Origin of the sequence: Acidovorax sp. YS12, from assembly GCA_021496925.1 — a bacterium.
Taxonomy (GTDB): domain Bacteria; phylum Pseudomonadota; class Gammaproteobacteria; order Burkholderiales; family Burkholderiaceae_C; genus Paenacidovorax.
On sequence record CP053915.1, the window covers coordinates 1725193 to 1744388 of the forward strand.

The 19196-nt window shown below is 70.7% G+C and carries 11 protein-coding genes; 7 read left to right on the forward strand and 4 right to left on the reverse strand.

The annotated features are described in order from the left end of the window. Positions 1-2436 carry an EAL domain-containing protein gene (locus tag YS110_07825; GenBank protein ID UJB67394.1) on the reverse strand — a complete coding sequence of 812 codons (2436 nt, stop codon included), beginning with the start codon at positions 2434-2436 and terminating at the stop codon, positions 1-3. Between the two features lie 470 nt (positions 2437-2906). Here YS110_07825 and mutS point away from each other — a divergent pair, with 470 nt between their 5' ends. The 5 genes from mutS to YS110_07850 all read left to right on the forward strand — a co-directional run bounded on the left by mutS (position 2907) and on the right by YS110_07850 (position 12193). Then, positions 2907-5498, forward strand: coding sequence for a DNA mismatch repair protein MutS (gene mutS / locus YS110_07830; GenBank protein UJB67395.1), 2592 nt, complete (start codon positions 2907-2909; stop codon positions 5496-5498). Positions 5499-5767: 269 nt separating this feature from the next. Beyond that, positions 5768-7825, forward strand: a complete 2058-nt coding sequence (locus tag YS110_07835; GenBank protein UJB64661.1) for a cache domain-containing protein — start codon at positions 5768-5770, stop codon at positions 7823-7825. A 126-nt stretch (positions 7826-7951) separates the two neighbouring features. Continuing rightward, the gene (locus YS110_07840) at positions 7952-8758 is read left to right on the forward strand and encodes an alpha/beta hydrolase (protein ID UJB64662.1); all 807 of its coding nucleotides are present in this window, start codon (positions 7952-7954) and stop codon (positions 8756-8758) included. Positions 8759-8888: 130 nt separating this feature from the next. Continuing rightward, on the forward strand, positions 8889-10358 hold the full coding sequence (locus YS110_07845) for a DUF2236 domain-containing protein (GenBank protein ID UJB64663.1): 1470 nt from the start codon (positions 8889-8891) through the stop codon (positions 10356-10358). Between the two features lie 89 nt (positions 10359-10447). Then, positions 10448-12193, forward strand: coding sequence for a GGDEF domain-containing protein (locus YS110_07850; GenBank protein UJB67396.1), 1746 nt, complete (start codon positions 10448-10450; stop codon positions 12191-12193). Positions 12194-12202: 9 nt separating this feature from the next. On the opposite strand, the gene YS110_07855 is transcribed toward YS110_07850, so the two are convergent. Continuing rightward, positions 12203-13027 (reverse strand): undecaprenyl-diphosphate phosphatase, encoded by an 825-nt coding sequence (locus YS110_07855; protein UJB64664.1) that lies wholly within the window; start codon positions 13025-13027, stop codon positions 12203-12205. A 242-nt stretch (positions 13028-13269) separates the two neighbouring features. Here YS110_07855 and YS110_07860 point away from each other — a divergent pair, with 242 nt between their 5' ends. Both YS110_07860 and YS110_07865 read left to right on the forward strand, forming a co-directional pair. Continuing rightward, positions 13270-14316 carry a histidine kinase gene (locus YS110_07860; GenBank protein UJB64665.1) on the forward strand — a complete coding sequence of 349 codons (1047 nt, stop codon included), beginning with the start codon at positions 13270-13272 and terminating at the stop codon, positions 14314-14316. After that, the gene (locus YS110_07865) at positions 14282-15100 is read left to right on the forward strand and encodes a response regulator transcription factor (GenBank protein ID UJB64666.1); all 819 of its coding nucleotides are present in this window, start codon (positions 14282-14284) and stop codon (positions 15098-15100) included. Before YS110_07860 ends, YS110_07865 begins: the two co-directional genes overlap by 35 nt. Before the next feature lie 44 nt (positions 15101-15144). Here YS110_07865 and YS110_07870 read toward each other — a convergent pair whose 3' ends face one another. Then, the gene (locus YS110_07870; GenBank protein ID UJB64667.1) at positions 15145-17319 is read right to left on the reverse strand and encodes a DUF1566 domain-containing protein; all 2175 of its coding nucleotides are present in this window, start codon (positions 17317-17319) and stop codon (positions 15145-15147) included. 58 nt (positions 17320-17377) lie between these two features. Beyond that, positions 17378-19156, reverse strand: a complete 1779-nt coding sequence (locus tag YS110_07875) for a DUF1566 domain-containing protein (GenBank protein UJB64668.1) — start codon at positions 19154-19156, stop codon at positions 17378-17380. Positions 19157-19196 lie beyond the last annotated feature (40 nt).

Genomic DNA, 19196 nt, shown 5'->3' on the forward strand with positions numbered 1-19196 from the left:
TCAGCGCGCGGTGAACAGCATTTCGTCCCAGGCCTGCAGGGGCGCGGGGCGGCCGAACAGGTAGCCCTGGAAGCCGCCGCAGCCATGCAGGCGCAGAAAGCCCAGCTGGCCCGCCGTCTCCACCCCCTCGGCCACGACCTGCAGGTCCAGGCTCTGCGCCAGCGCCAGGATGGTGCGCACGATGGCGGCGTCGTTCGGGTCCTCCAGCACGTCGCGCACGAAGCTCTGGTCGATCTTGATCTGCTCCAGCGGCAGGCGCTTGAGAAAGCTCAGGCTGGAATAGCCCGTGCCGAAATCGTCGAGGGCGAAGCCGATGCCCTCGCGCTTGAGCTGCTGCATGCGCGCGATGGCATCCTCGACGTTGCCCAGCAGCATGCTTTCGGTCAGCTCCAGCGTCAGCCTGCGCGGGTTGGCCGCATGTTCACGCAGGGCCTCCAGCACCTCGGCCACGAAATCAGCATGGCGGAACTGGCGCGCGCTCACGTTCACCGACAGGCCCAGGTGCGCGGTGGCGGGGCCCTGCGCCCAGCGCGCCAGCTGCGCGCAAGCCTGCTGCAGCACGAAGCGACCCAGCTGCAGGATCAGGCCGCTCTGCTCGGCCAGCGGAATGAACTCGGCCGGGCTCACCATGCCGCGCACGGGATGGCGCCAGCGCAGCAGCACCTCGGCGCCCACGAGGCGCGCGCGCTCGTCCACCACGGGCTGGTAGTGCACGCTGAACTCGCCGCGCTCCAGCCCCTGGCGCATGTCGGCCTCCAGGTGCAGGCGCGCGTTCACCGCGGCCTGCATGCCGGGGTCGAAGAAGCGCAGCGTGTTGCGCCCGGCCGCCTTGGCCTCGTACATCGCCAGGTCGGCGCGCTTGAGCAGCTCGTGCACCTCCACGCGCTCGCCCCCGAACAGCGCGATGCCGATGCTCGGTGAGCTGTAGTGGTGGCGCCCGCCCAGCACGATGGGCTGGTTGACGTGGGCCAGCAGTTTTTCCGCCACACCCTCGACCTGCAGCGCCGCCTCGGCGCTGTCGCACGCCAGGTGCTCCAGCATCACCACGAACTCGTCGCCGCCGAAGCGCGCCACCGTGTCGCTCTCGCGCACCGTGGCCACCAGGCGCCGCGCCACCTCGATGAGGAGCTGATCGCCCATGTCGTGGCCCAGGGTGTCGTTGAGCACCTTGAAGTTGTCCAGGTCGATGAACAGCAGCGCGCCCTGCTGGCGCGTGCGCTGGCTCAGCACGACGGAGCGCTGCAGCCGGTCGAGCAGCAGGCGCCGGTTGGGCAGGCCGGTGAGCGCGTCGTAGAACGCCAGGCGCTCGATCTGCTGTTCGGCCTGCTTGCGCTCGGTGATGTCCATGGTGAAGCCGTGCGAGACGACTGCGCCGTCGCTCTCGCGGTGCGGCACGGCACTGGTCATGTGCCAGCGCACGCTGCCGTCGGGCATGCGCACGCGGTATTCGCTCTGCCAGGGCACCAGGCGGCGCACCGACAGCATGGCCGAGCGGCGTAGTTGCGGCACGTCCTCGGGCAGCACGCGCTGCTCCAGCAGGCCATGGTCGCGCATCACCTCGCGGGGCGCCACGCCCAGGAACTCGCGCACCGCCTCGCTGATGTACTGCACGCTGGCCGTCGAGCCATCGCGGTGGATGCGGTACTGGTAGATGAAACCCGGCACCCGGCTGGCGATGCGCTGGATGAACACCAACTGCTCGCGCAGCTGTTCGGCCGCGCGGTGCTCCTCGGTCACGTCCTGCACCACGCCCATCTGCACCGACACGCCGTCGCGCGAGCGCACGCGCTGCACGCGCGAACGCATCCAGCGCACCTCGCCGTCGGGGCGCCGCCAGCGGTATTCCACGTTGGCGCCATCCTGGGCCCGGCTCGCCGCGTCGAACAGCGGCCGGTCCTCGGGCAGGATGCCGCTCATCGCGTATTCGGGGTCGAGCCACTCCTGGCGCTCGAAGCCGGCGATTTCGCACAGGCCCGGCGACCACAGCAGCACGGTCTCGCCCGGGTCCTTGATGCGCCGCCAGTGGCCGGCACGGGCCAGGGTCTCCATGGTGTCGAACACCTCGGTCTGCTCGCGCAGGTCGCGCCGCGCCTCGGCCAGCGCCTGCTCGCTGGCCTGCAGCGCCTGGCGCAGCCCCTCGGCTTCGGAAACGTCGCTCACGGCCACCAGCACGCAGTCGCTGGCCATGCGGCGCGCTGCGATATCCCAGGCCAGCTGCAGCCGGGGGCCGTCGCGCAGCACATGGCGCCCGTCCAGCGGCACGCCCAGCCGGGCCACGCCGCACAGCTGGTCGATCAGCGCGGTGCCGGCGAGCTGGTCGAACACGGCGCGGGCATCGGCGCCCGGCTCGCGCACCCCGCCCAGCCCCGGCATGCGGCGCGCGGCGGCGTTGGCCGTCAGCAGGACCAGGCGCTCGCCGCTCAGGCGGAACTCCATCAGGGCAATCGGCACGGCATCCAGCAAGGCCTGCAGACCGACATATGCCGCGTGCGGCAGTTGCGGTTCACCCGCAGGGGCCAGCAAGGCAGACAGCAGATCAGAGGGCTTCACGATGAATCCGGCACCTTTTCAAACCAGGCCCCGAGGGGCGTTTCGAATGCATGCACAGCAATCGCATCCGAGAATCCGAGCAGTATGGCAAACCCCGGGAGCCCCGAGAAATATTTGTTACAAATATGCCCCCCGGGAATACCCGGCAACCGTCCCGTTGCAGGCGGCTGCATCCATGCACCATACACCTTCACGGCGCGGCCGGGAACTGGCCCCAGGGCTCGGCCCGCGGCATGCAAGGTCGGGGACAATGCGGGGCTTTGCACCGCCCCGGTTCACAAAGGTTCGTACAGGCAATGAGTCCAGAAAAGCCCGCTTCCGAAGATTTGCTCCGCAACCTCGAGAGCCATACGCCCATGATGCAGCAGTACCTCGCGCTCAAGGCCGGGTACCCCGACACGCTGCTGCTGTACCGCATGGGCGACTTCTACGAGGTGTTCTGGCAGGACGCCGAGAAGGCCTCGCGGCTGCTCGACATCACGCTGACCCAGCGCGGCCAGTCGGCGGGCCAGCCGGTGCTGATGGCCGGGGTGCCGTTCCATGCGCTGGAGAGCTACCTGGGCCGCCTGATCAAGATGGGCGAATCGGTGGCGATCGCCGAGCAGGTGGGCGACGTGGCCACGGCCAAGGGCCCGGTGGAGCGCAAGGTGGTGCGCGTGGTCACCCCCGGCACGCTGACCGACAGCGAGCTGCTGTCGGACAAGAGCGAATCGCTGCTGCTGGCCGTGCACCAGGGCAAGCGCGCGCGCTGCGGCCTGGCCTGGCTCAGCGTGACGCAGGGGCGCGTGTTCCTGGCCGAATGCACGGTGGAGGAGCTGGGCGGCTGGCTGGCGCGCATCGCCCCGAGCGAGTTGCTGTACAGCGGCGGCGCCACCCAGCGCTTCGAGCAGCAATTGCAGCAGTTGCGCCAGAGCGGCGCCTGCACCTGCCCCCTCGCCCCGCGCCCCGACTGGCAGTTCGACAGCGCCCTGGGCGAGCGCAAGCTGCTCGAAGCCACCGGCGCGGCCACGCTGCAGGCCTGGGGCGCGCAGGATCTGGCGCAGGCCCACGCCGCCGCCGCCGCGCTGCTGCACTACGCCGAGCACACGCAGGGGCGCCAGCTCACGCACATCCACAGCATCCAGGTGCAGCGCGGCAGCGAACTGATCGACCTGCCCGCCAGCACGCGCCGCAACCTGGAGCTGGTCAAGACGCTGCGCGGCGAGGATGCGCCTACGCTGTTCTCGCTGCTCGACACCTGCATGACCGGCATGGGCAGCCGCCTGCTCAAAACCTGGCTGCTGGAGCCCCGGCGCGAGCGCGCCGAGGCCAGCGCCCGCCTGGCCGCCACGCGGGCGCTGCGCGGCGACGCCGCCAGCGCCGGCCCCGCGCCATGGAGCTGGCTGCGCGAGCAGCTCAAGGGCGTGAGCGACGCCGAGCGCATCACCGCGCGCATCGCGCTGCGCCAGGTGCGCCCGCGCGAACTCGTTGCGCTGGCCAAAACGCTACAGAAAGCAGAGCTGCTGGCGCAATCCGGACAAGCGCCAGAGCCGTATTTGGCCCAAATCTTCGGCCAGCTCCAGCCGCCGCCCGAATGCGCCGCGCTGCTGCAGCGCGCGATTTGCGAGGATCCTGCAGCGCTGGTGCGCGACGGCGGCGTGATCGCCAGCGGCTTCGACGCCGAGCTGGACGAGCTGCGCGCCATCCAGGGCAACTGCGACGCCTTCCTGCTCGACCTGGAAACGCGCGAGAAAGCGCGCAGCGGCATCCCCAACCTGCGCGTGCAGTTCAACAAGGTGCACGGCTTCTACATCGAGGTCACCGTCAGCCACCTCGACAAGGTGCCCCATGACTACCGCCGCCGCCAGACGCTGAAGAACGCCGAGCGCTTCATCACCCCCGAGCTGAAGGCCTTCGAGGACAAGGCCCTGTCGGCCCAGGAGCGCGCGCTGGCGCGCGAGAAGTGGCTGTACGAGCAGATCCTCGACCAGCTCCAGCCGCACGTGCCCGCGCTCACGCGCCTGGCCCACGCGCTGGCCGCGCTGGACGTGCTGTGCACCTTCGCCGAGCGCTCGCTCACGCTGGGCTGGTGCGCGCCGCAATTCGTGCCCGAGCCGTGCATCGAGATCGAGGCCGGCCGCCACCCGGTGGTCGAAGCGCGCCTGGCCGAAACGTCCAGCGGCGCCTTCATCGCCAACCACACGCGCCTGCACGCGCACCAGCGCATGCAGATCATCACCGGCCCGAACATGGGCGGTAAATCGACCTACATGCGCCAGGTGGCGCTGATCGTGCTGCTGGCCAGCATCGGCAGCCACGTGCCGGCGGCCAACTGCCGCCTCGGCCCCATCGACGCCATCCACACGCGCATCGGCGCGGCCGACGACCTGGCCAACGCGCAATCGACCTTCATGCTGGAGATGGTGGAGGCGGCGCAGATCCTGCACGCCGCCACGCCGCACAGCCTGGTGCTGATGGACGAGATCGGCCGCGGCACCAGCACCTTCGACGGCCTGGCGCTGGCCAGCGGCATCGCCACGCACCTGCACGACAGGACGCGCGCCTTCACGCTGTTCGCCACGCACTACTTCGAGCTGACCGAGCTGCCCGCCACGGCGCGCCACGCCGTCAACATGCACGTGAGCGCGGCGGAGAACGGTGCCGACATCGTGTTCCTGCACGAGATCCAGGCCGGCCCGGCCAGCCGCAGCTACGGGCTGCAGGTAGCCAAGCTGGCCGGCATGCCCGCCGCCGTGCTGCACCACGCGCGCCACGCCCTGGCGGCGCTGGAAGAACGCGCCGCCGAAGACGCCCAGCAGGTGGACCTGTTCGCCCCGCCGCCCCCGCCCGAGATGGCCGTGGGCAGCGCCGTGGAAACCGCCCTGGCGCAGATCAACCCCGACCAGCTCAGCCCGCGCGAGGCGCTGGACGCGCTCTACCAGCTCAAGCGGCTGGCACCTGCTCCCTGACATCCGCCGCGCCATGGCGCCGGGAACAGAGGGCGTCATGCGCGGCAAAGCCATGGCGCTATTCAAAGCATAGCTTTCAGCGCTTGCCAGACAAGGGCTAGAGGCCAATTCGTCCCCATTCCTGCCGGGCCGGCCGGGCTGCATTCGCGCCCCAATGAAATAAATAATCTATTGGCCTAATTAAAGCAATTGCTAGTTTCACGGACGCAGCCTTACGGTATGTACTCTTACGATCGGCCGTTTGATAAAAATTCACAATCGAGACATCCATGCCCCCCCTGCTCCCCCGCGCCAGCGACGGCGCGCCCCTGGCGCACCCGCACGCCGACGGCTCCGGCTTCTTCCAGTACCACGGCATATGGGCCCCTGGCGTACGGGCCTTCCGCCGCCTGCGTTTCATGTCCAAGGCCGCGATCATTTCGCTGGCCTTCATGCTGCCGCTGCTCGCCCTGGTGGGCTGGCTGCTGCTGGCCAACTTCGACAACACCATGCAGGAGCGCAAGGACGCCACGCGCCAGCACGTGGAGGTGGCGCACGGCGTGCTGGCCTGGGCCCATGCCCAGGAGCAGGCGGGCACGCTCACGCGCGAACAGGCGCAGCAGCAGGCGCTGCGCCTGATCGAGAAGCTGCGCTACGAGCGGCAGGAATATTTCTGGATCAACGACCTGCACCCGCGCATGGTCATGCACCCCTTCAAGCCCGAGCTGAACGGCCAGGACGTGGGCGGCCTCAAGGACCCGAACGGCCTGGCGCTGTTCAGCGCCTTCGCCGACATGGTGCGCCGCAACGGCCAGGGCTTCGTGCCCTACCAGTGGCCCAAGCCGGGCAGCGACACGCCGGTGGACAAGGTCTCCTACGTGCTCGGCTTCGCGCCCTGGGGCTGGGTGATCGGCTCGGGCATCTACGTCGATGACGTGCAGCAGGTCCTGCTGCGCCGGCTGGCCTGGACGGGCTCGTGCGTGCTCGCCACGCTGCTGGTGGCGGGCTACCTGTTCCTGAGCTTCTACCGCGTGATGGACGGCGGCCTGCGCGAGACGCGCCGCCACCTGCGCGCCATGACGAACGGCGACCTGACCACCTCCCCCGAACCCTGGGGCAGCGACGAGGCCGCCGACCTGATGGTGGAGCTGCACAAGATGCAGGACGCACTGCGCGGCATGGTCTGGCGCGTGCGCCGCTCGGGCGAGGAGATCGTGCACACGGCCACCGAGATCGCCAGCGGCGCCATGGACCTGTCGCGCCGCACCGAGGCGGCGGCGGCAAGCCTGGAGGAGTCGGCGGCGTCGATGGAGGAGATCGCCTCTACGGTGAACAACAGCACCGAGCACGTGCAGGAGGCATCGCAGATGGCGCGCCACAACGCCGAGATGGCGACGGACGGCGGACGCGTCATGCAGGAGGTGGTGCAGACCATGGAGGGCATCCGCGCCTCGTCGGCCAAGATCGCCGAGATCATCGCCACCATCGACGGCATCGCCTTCCAGACCAACCTGCTGGCGCTGAACGCTGCCGTCGAAGCCGCGCGCGCGGGCGAGCAGGGGCGCGGCTTCGCCGTGGTGGCCACCGAGGTGCGCAACCTCGCGGGCCTGAGCGCCGCGGCGGCGCGCGAGATCAAGGCCCTCATCGGCAGCAGCGTGGAGCAGATCGCCAGCGGCGCGCAGGTGGTGCGCAAGGCCGGCGCCACCATCGAGGACATCGTGGCATCGTCGCAGCACGTCAACCAGCTGCTGGGCGAAATCGCCACCGGCGCGCGCGAGCAGAACCAGGGCATCGCCCAGATCGGCCAGGCCGTGCAGCAGCTCGACCAGATGACGCAGCAGAACGCCGCGCTGGTCGAGGAGACAGCGGCCGCATCGTCGGCCATGCAGGAGCAGGCCCACACCCTGGCCGTGGAGGTGGCGCACTTCAAGATGCCCGCCCACGTGAACGAACGCATGACGCAGGACGACGCGCGCCTGGCGCTGGAGCGCCGCGAGGGCTTCGACTTCGACCAGGCCATCGAGGCCCACCGCCTGTGGAAGGTGAAGCTGCGCCAGGCCATCGCCAACCACGAACAACTCGACGCCGACACCATTTGCCGCGACGACCGCTGTCCGCTGGGCCAGTGGCTGCACGGCGATGGCGGCCAGCGCTGGGGCGGGCGCCCGCTGTTCACGCAACTGCTGCAGAAGCACGCCGCCTTCCACCAGCGCGCGGGCAGCGTGGCGCGCAAGATCAACGCCGGCCAGTACACCGACGCCGACCAGCTGATCGGCGCGGGCTCGGACTTCGCGCAGGTCTCGCTGGAAGTGACCACGCTGCTGGCCAGTGCCAAGCGCAGCCTGTGAGCGCCGTGGAGGCATGGCAGCGAAAATGGCCTCCAGCCCTTTGCTGGCCTGCGCGGGAAGCTATCATTCTTGAGTTCCGGGGCCCGTCCCCCGGAACCCCCATGCACTCCCCGCCCGGCCCATGCCATGACCTCCATCGTCTTCTCGCACGCCAATAGCTTCCCGGCCAGCACCTACCGCGTGCTGTTCAGCCACCTGCGCCAGCGCGGCTTCGAGGTCAGCGCGGTCGAGCGCTACGGCCACGACGCGCAATACCCCGTCACCAGCAACTGGCCCCACCTGGTGCAGCAACTGGCCGACTTCGCCGCCGCGCAGCAGCAGCGCACCGGGCAGCGCGCCTTCCTGGTGGGGCACTCGCTGGGCGGCTTCCTCAGCGCCATGGCCGCCGCGCGGCACCCGGAGCTGGCGCGCGGCGTGGTGCTGATCGACTCGCCCCTGATCGGCGGCTGGCGCGCCAGCGCCCTGGGCGTGGCCAAGCACACGCAGGTGGTGGGCGCCGTCTCGCCCGGGCGCGTGAGCCGCGCGCGGCGCAACACCTGGGCCAGCACGCAGGAGGCGCTGGAGCACTTTCGCCGCAAGAAGGCCTTTGCCCGCTGGGACGCCGAGGTGCTGCAGGACTACGTGACCCACTGCCTGGACGACGACGCGCACGGCAAGCGCGTGCTCGCCTTCGACCGTGCCGTGGAAACGCAGATCTACAACACCCTGCCGCACAACCTGGCGCATCTGCTGCGCCAGCACCCGCTGCGCTGCCGCGCCGCCTTCATCGGCGGGCGCGACTCGGTGGAAATGCGCCAGGTGGGCATGGCGATGACACGGCGCATCACCGAGGGCCGCATCATGATGCTCGACGGCACCCATCTGTTCCCGATGGAGCAGCCCGCCGCCACGGCCGCCGCCATCGAGGCGGCGGTGCTGAACCTCGCGGGCTGACCTGCCGCCAGCGGCAAAAAAATCGTGGTGTACGCCACGGCCGCCGCCGTTCCCCTACACTGGGTAGTATCGTTACAGCACGATACACATTGCCATTGCTGCGCTGGACGCCCCCACCCAAGGAGCCCCCATGACGGATGCCCAACTGCGCGCTGCCAACGAGGCGGAACTCAACGCCATGCAGCTCGACACCGATCCGCTGGCCGACGACACCATCGCCCGCATCCTCGGCCCCTGGCCCGCGGGCATGCCCGAACCGGACGCCCCGCAGTGGCAGGCCATCGCCACCGTGAACCGGGTCATCGCCCAATGGACCGACAACGCCAGCCTGCACACCTGGCAGCCCGGCGACGACGTGCCGGCCCCCATCGCCCAGGCCCTGCGCGACTACGTGGACGCGGCGCAGGCCCTGCCCCCGTGGGCCGACGCGCGCAAGATCGCCCGCGCCGAGCAGCTGTTCATGGAACACGGCGCGCTGTCGTGCCTGCTGCTGTTCTGCGCCAGCCTGCCCGAGTGCTATGTGATTCCGGACCTCTCGGCCGTGCTCCATACCTCGGGCCAGCTGGAGCAGCACACCGAGTACCGCATCCGCGCCACCGCCGCCATGATCTTCCCGGTGATGCTGCACGGCGGCCTGACGCGGCCCCAGGGCTGCGGCGTGGCCCAGGTGCTGAAGGTGCGCCTCATCCACGCCACCATCCGCAACCTGATCCTGCACGGCAATCCCCAGGATGCCGGGGGGCGCCTCCGGTCGGGGCAGGTCCCGGCGCTGGCGCTGCAGGCCGGCGTCCCCGTGACCATGTACGGCGCCATGTACGCACGCGGCTGGAACCTCGCGCAGCAGGGCGCGCCGTGCAACCAGGAGGAGCAGGCCTACACCCTGCTGACCTTCGGCTACGTGTTCCTGCGCGGCATGCGGCGCCTGGGCATCGGCCTGCCGCCGGCCGATGAGGAGGCATTCCTGCACGCCTGGAACGTGATCGGCCACATTCTCGGCATCGACAACGCGCTGATGGTGCACAACATGCACCAGGGCGCGTCGCTGATGGCGCAGATGCAGGAGCGCGGCCGGGCCAGCCCCGTCACTCCGGATCCGCGCCCCGCGCTGGGCCAGGCCCTGATGCAGACCATGGCCCAGGCCATTCCATGGGGGCCGGCCAAGGCCTTTCCGCCCCTCATGACGCACTACCTGTGCGGCACGCAAACCGCGCAGGACCTGGGCATCGACACCCGCGCCGTCCCCTGGACCAGCAAGCTCCTGTTCCATGGCCTGCTGGGCACCGCGCGGGCCATCGACCGGCTGGTGCGCCTCCTGCTGCCGCGCTTTTCCCTCACTCGCATGCTGGCCCGCGCGGTGAGCTACCAGTTCATGAGCCGCCTGCTCATGAGCCAGACACGCCCCCTGCAGTTGCCCGAGCAGCTGCTCAACCCCATGCAGGAAGCCGTCGCCAGCTGGAGCGACGACCCGCGCGCGCCCGCCTGGGTCAACCGCCTGGAAGACCGGCTGACCACCACCGGCACCTGGCGCCTGCACACCGCCACGGCAGCGCGGCCTCAGCCGCAGGGCGCGGCCCACACCGCACCACAGACCCCCGCTTGAACCACGTGCCAGCCCTCCCCCCCTTCGCTCTGCAGCGCAGCGGCGCACCGCGCCGCCCCCGCGTTCGACGCGGACGGCGCGGCTGGGCCCTGCTGTGGCTGGGATGGCTGTGGCTCCTGTGCGGAGCCGCCCTGGCGCAAACCAGCCCCGCGCCCGCCGAACGCCCGCCCGCGCTGCTGGCCGATGCCGCGGGCAGCGTGGCGCTGTGGCCCGCCATCACGCTGTGGGCGGACGCTTCGGCACAGGCAACGCCCGAACAGGCACTGGCGCAGCTGCCGGCCTTTGAAGCGCCCAAGGCCGGCTCCACCCTGGGGGTGCGCCAGGACGCGGTGTGGCTGTACGCCAGCGTGGCCGTGGACCCCGCATCGGCGGGCCGCTGGACCCTGGACATCAACCACCCGGACCTGAACCGCATCGACGTTTACGTGCTGCAAGGCAGCCGCCTGCTGCGCCACGTGGCCCTGGGCACCGAAATCCCGCGCGCCGAACGCCCCTTGCGCGTACGCACCCCGGCGGTGGAGCTGGCGCTGCAGCCCGGCCAGCGCTACGCGCTGCTGCTGCGCGTGCAAACGCGCGGCGCCATGATCCTGCCGATCACGCTCAACACCCCTCCGGCCATGCTGGAGCGCGCGCTGAACGAGCACATCCTGCAAGGCGTGCTGACGGGGCTGGCGCTGTGCCTCATCCTCTACAGCCTGGCCCAGTGGATGAGCCTGCGCGAGCCCCTGTTCCTGCAATACGCGCTGATGACCACCGGCAGCGTGCTGTATTCGCTGCATTTCTTCGGCATTGGCCAGCAGTACCTGTGGGGCCACAGCCCCTGGCTGACCGACCATGCCGTGGGGCTGTCCTCGCTCATGGCCCTGGGGGGCAGCTTTCTGTTCATGAGCCAGGCAGTGGCGGGGGACGTTCCGCACAGCCGCTTTCTCCGGTTCATGCGCATGGGGGCGGTGGGTGCTGCAGCCCTGTGCCTGGCCCATGCCCTGGATCTGCTCAGCCTCAAGCAGGTGGCGATGGCCGTGAGTCTCCTGGGGCCCATGCCCGCCCTGCTGTCCCTGCCCGGGGCGCTGCGGCGCGCGCGGTCTGGCGACCCCATCGGCACCACCCTGCTGGTGGCCTGGTTCATCTATGGAGCCGGCGCGGCGGTCAGCATCGGGGTCATCAACGGCGCCATCCCCGTGAACTTCTGGAGCATGCACTCGTTCCAGATCTCCGCGACGGTGGACATGCTGCTGTTCATGCGGGTGCTGGGCCTGCGCACCCAGGCGCTGCGCGTGGCGGCCCTGCATGCGCGCCAGGAGCGCGACGCCCTGCACTCCCTGGCGCACAGCGACGCCCTGACCGGCCTGCCCAACCGGCGCGCGCTGCAGGCCGCGCTGGCGTCGGCGCTCGCCCACGTGGGCCCCGACAACCTGCTGGCGGTCTACATCCTGGACCTGGACGGGTTCAAGCCCGTCAACGACCTGTACGGCCACGACGTCGGCGACGAACTGCTGGTCGCGGCCACGCACCGCCTGCAGGACACGCTGCGCCAGAGCGACCTGATCGCGCGCCTGGGCGGCGACGAATTCGTGGTGGTGACCGGACAGCTGCAAAGCCCGCAGCAGGCCCACGACCTGGGGCAAAAGCTGCTCGACGCCTTCCATGCGCCCTTCGCGCTGGACACCGTGCAGATCAAGGTCGGCCTGACCATCGGCTACGCCATGGCCCCCGAAGACAGCATGGACGCCGCCACCTTGCTCAAGCTGGCCGACGCCGCCATGTACAGCGGCAAGCAAAGCGGCAAGTTCTGCCTGCGCCGCAACCGTGGCGACCTGGCCTTGTCTTCGGCTTGAGCAGGAACGTCAGTCCGCCCAGGTCACCAGCCCCGACCAGGCGGTCAGCAGCACCACCAGCCCGAACACGATGCGGTAGTAGGCGAACGGCACGAAGCTGTGCGAGCTGATGTAGCGCAGCAGCCAGCGCACGCACAGCCACGCGCTGATGAAGGAAAACACCAGGCCCACGGCGAACAGCGGCACGTCGGCTGCCGAGAGCAGCGCGCGCTCCTTGTACAGGCTGTACACGCCCGCGCCGATCAGCGTGGGGATGGCCAGGAAGAACGAGTAATCGGTGGCCGCCTTGCGCGACAGCCCCAGCAGCATGCCGCCGATGATGGTGGCGCCGCTGCGGCTGGTGCCCGGCACCATCGCCAGGCACTGCACCAGGCCCACCTTCAGCGCATCCAGCGGGCCCATCTCGTCCACCGACTGGATGCGCACCGCCGCCTGCTGGCGCCGCTCCGCCCACAGAATGATGAAGCCGCCGACGATGAAGGTGCTGGCCACCACCACCGGCGTGAACAGGTGCGCCTTGATCGCCTTGCCCAGCAGCAGCCCCAGCACCACGGCGGGCAGAAAGCCGATGAGCACGTTCAGCGCGAAGCGCTGCGCCTGGCGCTGCGTGGGCAGCGCCGCCACGGTGGCACGGATGCGCTCCCAATAGACCAGGATGACCGCGAAGATCGCCCCCGTCTGGATGGCGATGTCGAACACCTTGGCCTTGGCATCGTCGAACCCCAGCAGCGCGCCCGCGAGGATCAGGTGGCCGGTGGAGGAGATGGGCAAAAACTCGGTCAAGCCCTCGACCACGCCCATGATGGCGGCCTTGAGCAGCAAAACGATATCCACGCGCGTTCCTCGCAGCGAAAAAGGGAGCGATTATCCGCCCCCACCGCCCCCCACCGCCCGCGCCGCCACGGCGGCATCCGGCGCCGCGCCATGGCGTTTCGTCGCAGCGCGCTTTCCCGCGGGAATGCCGGCGGGCACAGTGCGCCCCATTCCCTCAGCCCACCGGAGCCCGCCCCATGCCCGCCCGCCAGGCCTGCCGCACAATGCGGGGCACGCCGCCGCCTGCCCCGCAACCCAGCCCCATGCCGCCCACCGACCTCCGCACCTTCCTGCGCCGCGGCCTGGGCACCGCCGTTTTCTGCAGCTTCATCGCGCTGGCGCTGACGCTCTCCGGCCAGGGCGCGTGGGACGTGCAGTGGGTCTACTCCCTGGCCATCGGCCTGACCGCATGGCTGGTGATCGAGATGGGCTGCACCAAGGGCTGGCCACCCGGCCTGCGCGGCGTGCTGCTGGTGCTCGCGGGCAGCGTGACCGGCTTTGTGCTGGGCACCACCCTGGGCGACGCATACAGCGGCAACCCGCACCCGCTGTGGCAGGGCCGCAGCTGGCTGGCCATGCTGCTGCTCACCCTGGCGACGGGCACCATCCTCTCGTACTTCTTCTATACACAGGCCCAGGCGCAGCAGCTGCAGCTGCACATGGCCGAGGCGCAGCGCACCGCCACCGAGGCCCGGCTCAAACTGCTGGAAGCGCAGCTGGAGCCGCACATGCTGTTCAACACGCTGGCCAACCTGCGCGCGCTCATCGCCAACGACCCCGAGCGGGCCGGGCACATGCTGGACCGCCTGATCGACTACCTGCGCGCCACGCTGGGCGCCTCGCGCCGCGAGCGGCACCCCCTGGCCGACGAATTCGCGCGGCTGGACGACTACCTCGCCCTCATGGCCGTGCGCATGGGGCCGCGCCTGGGCTACACGCTCGACCTGCCCGCGCCGCTGGCACAGGCCAGCGTGCCGCCGCTGCTGCTGCAGCCGCTGGTGGAAAACGCCATCCGCCACGGGCTGGAGCCGCAGCTCGCGGGCGGGCGCATCCGGGTCAGCGCCCAGTCCATCGCCCAGGGCCGCCGCCTGCAGCTGTGCGTGCACGACACCGGCGCGGGCCTGGGCGAGACGGCCACGGCAACACCTGGCGGCGGCTTCGGCCTGCAGCAGGTGCGCGAGCGCCTGGCCACGCTCTACGGGCCCGAGGGCACTCTCGAATTGATAGCTGCCAGCGCAGGCGGAACAAGCGCCATCGTCACTTTCCCTTTGCAATATGCCACCGACACCACCGCGCGCCCTGATCGCTGAGGACGAACCGCTGCTGGCCGCCGCGCTGCAGCAGGCGCTGGCCCGGGCCTGGCCCGAGCTGCGCGTGGCCGCCACCGTGGGCGACGGCCTTTCCGCCGTGCGCGAGGCGCTGGCGCTGCGGCCCGACGTGCTGTTCTTCGACATCCGCATGCCCTGCCAGAGCGGCCTGGACGCCGCCGCTGCCCTGGCCGACGCCTGGCCCGCCGAAGAAGCGCCCTTCCCCGCGCTGGTATTCGTCACGGCCTACGACCAATACGCCCTGCAGGCCTTCGAGACGCAGGCCGTGGACTACCTGCTCAAGCCCGTGCAGCCCGCCCGGCTGGAAAAGACCGTGCACAAGCTGCGCCAGGCGCTGCAGCGCGGCGCCGCCCCGGCGCCGGAGGACACCTTCGCCCAATTGCGCGCGCTGCTGCACACCCCCGGCCTGGGCGCCGCGCCGGCGGCCCCGCGCCTGCACATGATCCAGGCCATGGTCCAGACCGGCGGCGGCACGCAGATCCACTTCGTGCCCGTGGCCGAGGTGCTGTACTTCGAGGCCGCCGACAAGTACGTGCGCGTGCTCACCGCCACGCGTGAGTACCTGATCCGCACCCCGCTCAAGGAACTGGCCGCGCAGCTCGACCCCGCCGCGTTCTGGCAGGTGCACCGCGGCACCCTGGTGCGCGCCAGCGCCATCGCCCGCGCCACGCGCGACGAAGCAGGCCGCCTGCACCTGCACCTGCGCGAGCGGCCCGAGCGCCTGGCGGTAAGCCGGCTGTATGCGCACCTATTCAGGGGGATGTAGCACACGCTGACGCTACGTATTCAATAGCTGGTAGCGCTTACCCATCAAGGTTTTGAGGCCGATTTTGCTCGCAATCCGCGCAGCCCCGGCAAAACCGCCAGCAGCGACAGCAGCAGCACGCTCCACGCGCCCAGCGTGGGGATGGCCTGGGCGCTGGCAGGCGCCGCCACCCGCGCCGCGCCGCCGGGGTCGGTAATCGATTGGTTGGGTGCCAGATCGTCGTCGCCGTCCTCGCCGTCGATCAGCGTCAGAGTGATGGTGTTGCCCGCGATGCGCGCGCCGCTGAACGGGTACCAGTGGGCAGCCGCCTTGTCCTTGGTGGGGCCGTACTTGTAGTAGACCGTGCCCGGCGGCAGTGCCTCGGGGTAGGTCAGCACCACAGTGGCCGTGCTGCCCGGTGTACCCAGCGCCAGGCGCAGGTTCACCACGCCGTAGGGCAGCGTTACACCTTGCGGCAGCGCGGCGCCCACGCTGGCGGCGGTTTGCGTGCTGGCACTGGCCACCTGCCAGCCGTTGGCGGCCGGCGGCGTCAGGGTAATGGTCTGCCCCGCCAGCCGCCCCTCGGGCACGGTCAGCACCGGCGGCGCCGCCTTGAACGTGGCGTTCACGCTGCAATCGGCCGTGACCTGCGCAGTGGTGAAGGTGCTGCCCATCAGGGTGCCGCCGCAGCCCGCCACCGTATCCACCACATGGCCCGTGGCGGGTGTGACGGAGATGCTGGCCGTGCCGTTGTAGGCCACGGTCTGCGCCGCGCCAATGCTGCCATTGGCCCCGGCCGAGGTGCTGACGGTGTAGCCGCGCGGGGCCTGGCAGGCGGCGTCGGTGCCGCTGTTCGCACCGGTGCAGTTCCACGTCCAGGCGCTGGTGCTGCCCGCCACGCTGGTGGCCGTGCCCGCGCTGCACAGACTGGCCGCAGGGGCGCTGGCCAGCAGTGCCGTGCCGCCGTGTGCGCTGCCGCACTGGCCATTGACCGGGGCCAGCTTGAACGTGGCGCTCACGCTGCAATCGGCCATAACCTGCGCGGTGGTGAAGACACCGCCCGCCAGGCTGCCGCCGCAGGTGCTGTTCACGGCATCCACCACATAGCCCGTGGCGGGCGTGACGGTGATGGCCGGTGTGCCGCCATAGCCCACGGTCTGCACCGCGCCGATGCTGCCGTTCGCTCCGGCCGAGGTGGCGACGGTGTAGCCGCGCGACGCCTCGCAGGCGGCCGGGGCGTCGGCCGGGGCGGTGGTGCAGCTCCATTGCCAGTGGGTGTTGCCGCCATTGACCTGGCTGGCGGTGCCGGTCTGGCACAGGCCGGCGGCGGGGCCCTGGGTTTGCAGTGGCGGGGCAGCAGCGCTGCCGCACGCAGCCGCAGCGCCAGTGCCGAAGGCGAGCTTCGCCGCCGCGCTGCCCAGGTGGCCCAGGGTGGATTCGGCCAGCAGGTAGACGTCGTAAGCGGTGCCCGCGCTCAGCCCGGTGAAGCTGAGTGCAGCCTGCTTGTCCGTCAGATCCGCGCTGCCGCTCTGGATGGCCGTGGCGGCGGTGTAGGCGCCGGGGGTCTTGACCTGCGCCGGGGTGGGCGCCGTGCTGCCACGCGCCAGCAGCAGCCAGTAGGCCCGGCCCCCCTGGGTGCTGGTGGCCGACACGGCGGCGGTGTTCGCCGTGGGCGTGCCCGCCAGGGCCACGCCGCTCCACTGCGGCAGCAGCGACAGGGCCGCGCCGTGGGTGCCGCCGCGCACCAGGCGCAGCGCGTAGGCGGCACTGGTACGCAAGGCGGCGGCCTGCGTGCCGTCGGCGAAGTCCACGGCCCACGCCTTGTCGTCACCCTCGGGCGTGCCGGTCCACACGCCCACGCCGCTGCCGTGGGCCTGGTTCTGGAATATGTCGTCGTTGATGGCGGGGGCGGTGCGGCAGTATTCGAGCAGGGTGCGCAGCTCCTTCACATTGGGCACGCGCCAGTCGCCGTGCCCGCCCAGGGAGGCCTGGACGGCCGCGCCCAGCGCCGTGGCCCAGTCCATGCTTGCGGCGGTACCGGCGCAGGTGGCCGGGTTCTGCCCGCCAAGGCAGCGCGACCACATCAGGCCCGTGCGCTGGTCGGTCACGGTGTCGCCGTCCACGGTGTAAATGGCGCTGGGGTTGGCGGGCGGGTTGCCCAGGGCGCAGTCCAGCGCCTGGGCGGGCGCGGCCAGCAGCCACAGCGCGGCGGCCATCACGGGGGTCAGGGTGTGTTTCATGACAGTCTGGCTCTCATTGAAAAAATGGTTGAGGAATCGAGAACTGGCCGGGGCGCGCTCACTGCCCGCCGCGCACCAGCCGCACGCGCAGCGCATCGGCGCGCGGCGCGGGCCGGGGGGCGCCGGTGGCGAAGTCCAGCGCCCATGCCTGGGCCGTGCTGCCCGCGAAGGGCGTGCGCGTCCAGTACGGGGCGGCGGCGGTGCCGGGGACATAGGCGGGGAAGTTGGCCGGGTCGATGCGCGGCTCGGCGCCGCTGCGGCCCAGGTCCACCAGCGTTTCCAGCTCCTGCAGCGTGGGCAGGCGCCAGTCATTCGCGCCGCAAAGGGCGGCGGCGTTCGCAGCGGCCACGTACTGGGCGGTGTCGCAGGGGGCCGCGCCCGTGCATTGCACACCGGGGGCGCCGTCGGGGCTGTGGGGGTCGAACCAGGTGTAGGTGTGGTTTTGCCCGTGCAGGCCGGTGCCGGTCTTGACCTCCCACACCAGGCCGGTCACGTTGTCGCGCGTGCAGGCCCAGGGGGCGCCAATGGGGGTGAAGTCGAAGCCGTTGCGCGCGTCGGCGCTGGCGCCGGTCTTGGCCAGTTGCCCGGTGGCGGCCCCTGCGTCGCGGCCGTGGTGGCAGTCCTGCGCGGCGGGGCGGCTGGCGTCGCAGGCCAGCGTGCCAGTGTCGTTGAGCGGGCGGGTGACAAACCGGGTGGTGTCGAACTCGGCGGTCTCGACCAGCGCGCCCGTCACGTTGGCCAGGGTGCAGGTCGCCGGCTGGCCCGCGCAGCCGCCGCCCTGCCACGCCTTGAACGGGTATTTGCTGGATGCCGCCTGGCACACCGCCGTGCCGCCATGCGGCACCGGGTTGGGCGCGCAGGTGACGCTGCCTGTGCCAAGGGGCCGCACGATGGTGCCGATGGGGTGCGGCGCGCCCAGGGTGAAGGCGGCCTGGGTCTGGCGCATGGCGGTGGCTTCGCTGCCGCCGTTGGCAGCGCCGTCGCTGGTGCCGGTGGTCTGGCCGCTGCGCACGGTGAGCGTGGCGGTGCGCGTGCTGCCCGCGCCTGCGGTGAAGCGCATGCGCACGGCGATCTGGTCGCCGCTGGTGACGATGGCCTCTGTCACCCAGGCGCCGCTGCCGTTCACCTCGAATTCGGGCTCGCCCTCGCCTGCAATGCGCGCGCCACCCCAGGCGTGGCCCCCGGCGACGTGGGGCGCGAGGGTGACGGGGGGGAAAGTCTCCTGCGCGCCCGCCGTGGCCGCGCGCGCTGCTGGCGCGGCCACGGCGGCGAAGGGCTGCCCGCCGCGCACGAGCAGGGCATAGGTCGCGTTGATGAGGGGGTTGTAGCTTTCATGGCCACTCCTGAAATTCACCCCATATGCCATGTCGTAACTATTGGCATCGGGCGAAGCCGACCAGACCACCTCTGACGGCATACCGGGGAACACGCTGCGGTTGCCCCTGGGGTCGTTGTCGCAGTTGACGGCGATGCGCATCAACTCGGTCTTGTAGGCCATGCGCCAGCCGCCGCTCTCCAGCAGGTTCTGCTGAAGGCTGTCGCTGATGTGGAAGTTGGCCTGGCCGCTGAACGGCTTGGGCAGCCATTGCGCGGCCCAGTGAACCCAGGTTCCGCCTGGGGAGCCGGTCCAGAGCGTGCATTGGCCGCTGGCGAAGCCCCTGCCCTCAATGCAGCGCTTCCACACCAGGCCCGTGTCCCAATGCATGGCGCTGGCCGCGCCCTCGGCCGTGCCCAGGATGTAGTCGCCATCGGTATTCGGGCTGGTGCAGGTTTGCGCCTGCGCGGCCAGCACCGCCAGCGGGGCGAGGCAGGCCAGGGCGGTGCGTTTCAGGGCCATGCGTTCGCTCCTTTCCCGATAGCTGCCAGCGATTGTCTGG

What these genes read in the sequence shown, in the direction of transcription:
- YS110_07825 (UJB67394.1), bottom strand. Translation starts at nt 2,436, where the DNA reads ATGGAGTTCCGCCTGAGCGGCGAGCGCCTGGTCCTGCTGACGGCCAAC.
- mutS (UJB67395.1), top strand. Translation starts at nt 2,907, where the DNA reads ATGATGCAGCAGTACCTCGCGCTCAAGGCCGGGTACCCCGACACGCTG.
- YS110_07835 (UJB64661.1), top strand. Translation starts at nt 5,768, where the DNA reads ATGCCCCCCCTGCTCCCCCGCGCCAGCGACGGCGCGCCCCTGGCGCAC.
- YS110_07840 (UJB64662.1), top strand. Translation starts at nt 7,952, where the DNA reads ATGACCTCCATCGTCTTCTCGCACGCCAATAGCTTCCCGGCCAGCACC.
- YS110_07845 (UJB64663.1), top strand. Translation starts at nt 8,889, where the DNA reads ATGACGGATGCCCAACTGCGCGCTGCCAACGAGGCGGAACTCAACGCC.
- YS110_07860 (UJB64665.1), top strand. Translation starts at nt 13,270, where the DNA reads ATGCCGCCCACCGACCTCCGCACCTTCCTGCGCCGCGGCCTGGGCACC.
- YS110_07865 (UJB64666.1), top strand. Translation starts at nt 14,282, where the DNA reads ATGCCACCGACACCACCGCGCGCCCTGATCGCTGAGGACGAACCGCTG.
- YS110_07870 (UJB64667.1), bottom strand. Translation starts at nt 17,319, where the DNA reads ATGAAACACACCCTGACCCCCGTGATGGCCGCCGCGCTGTGGCTGCTG.
- YS110_07875 (UJB64668.1), bottom strand. Translation starts at nt 19,156, where the DNA reads ATGGCCCTGAAACGCACCGCCCTGGCCTGCCTCGCCCCGCTGGCGGTG.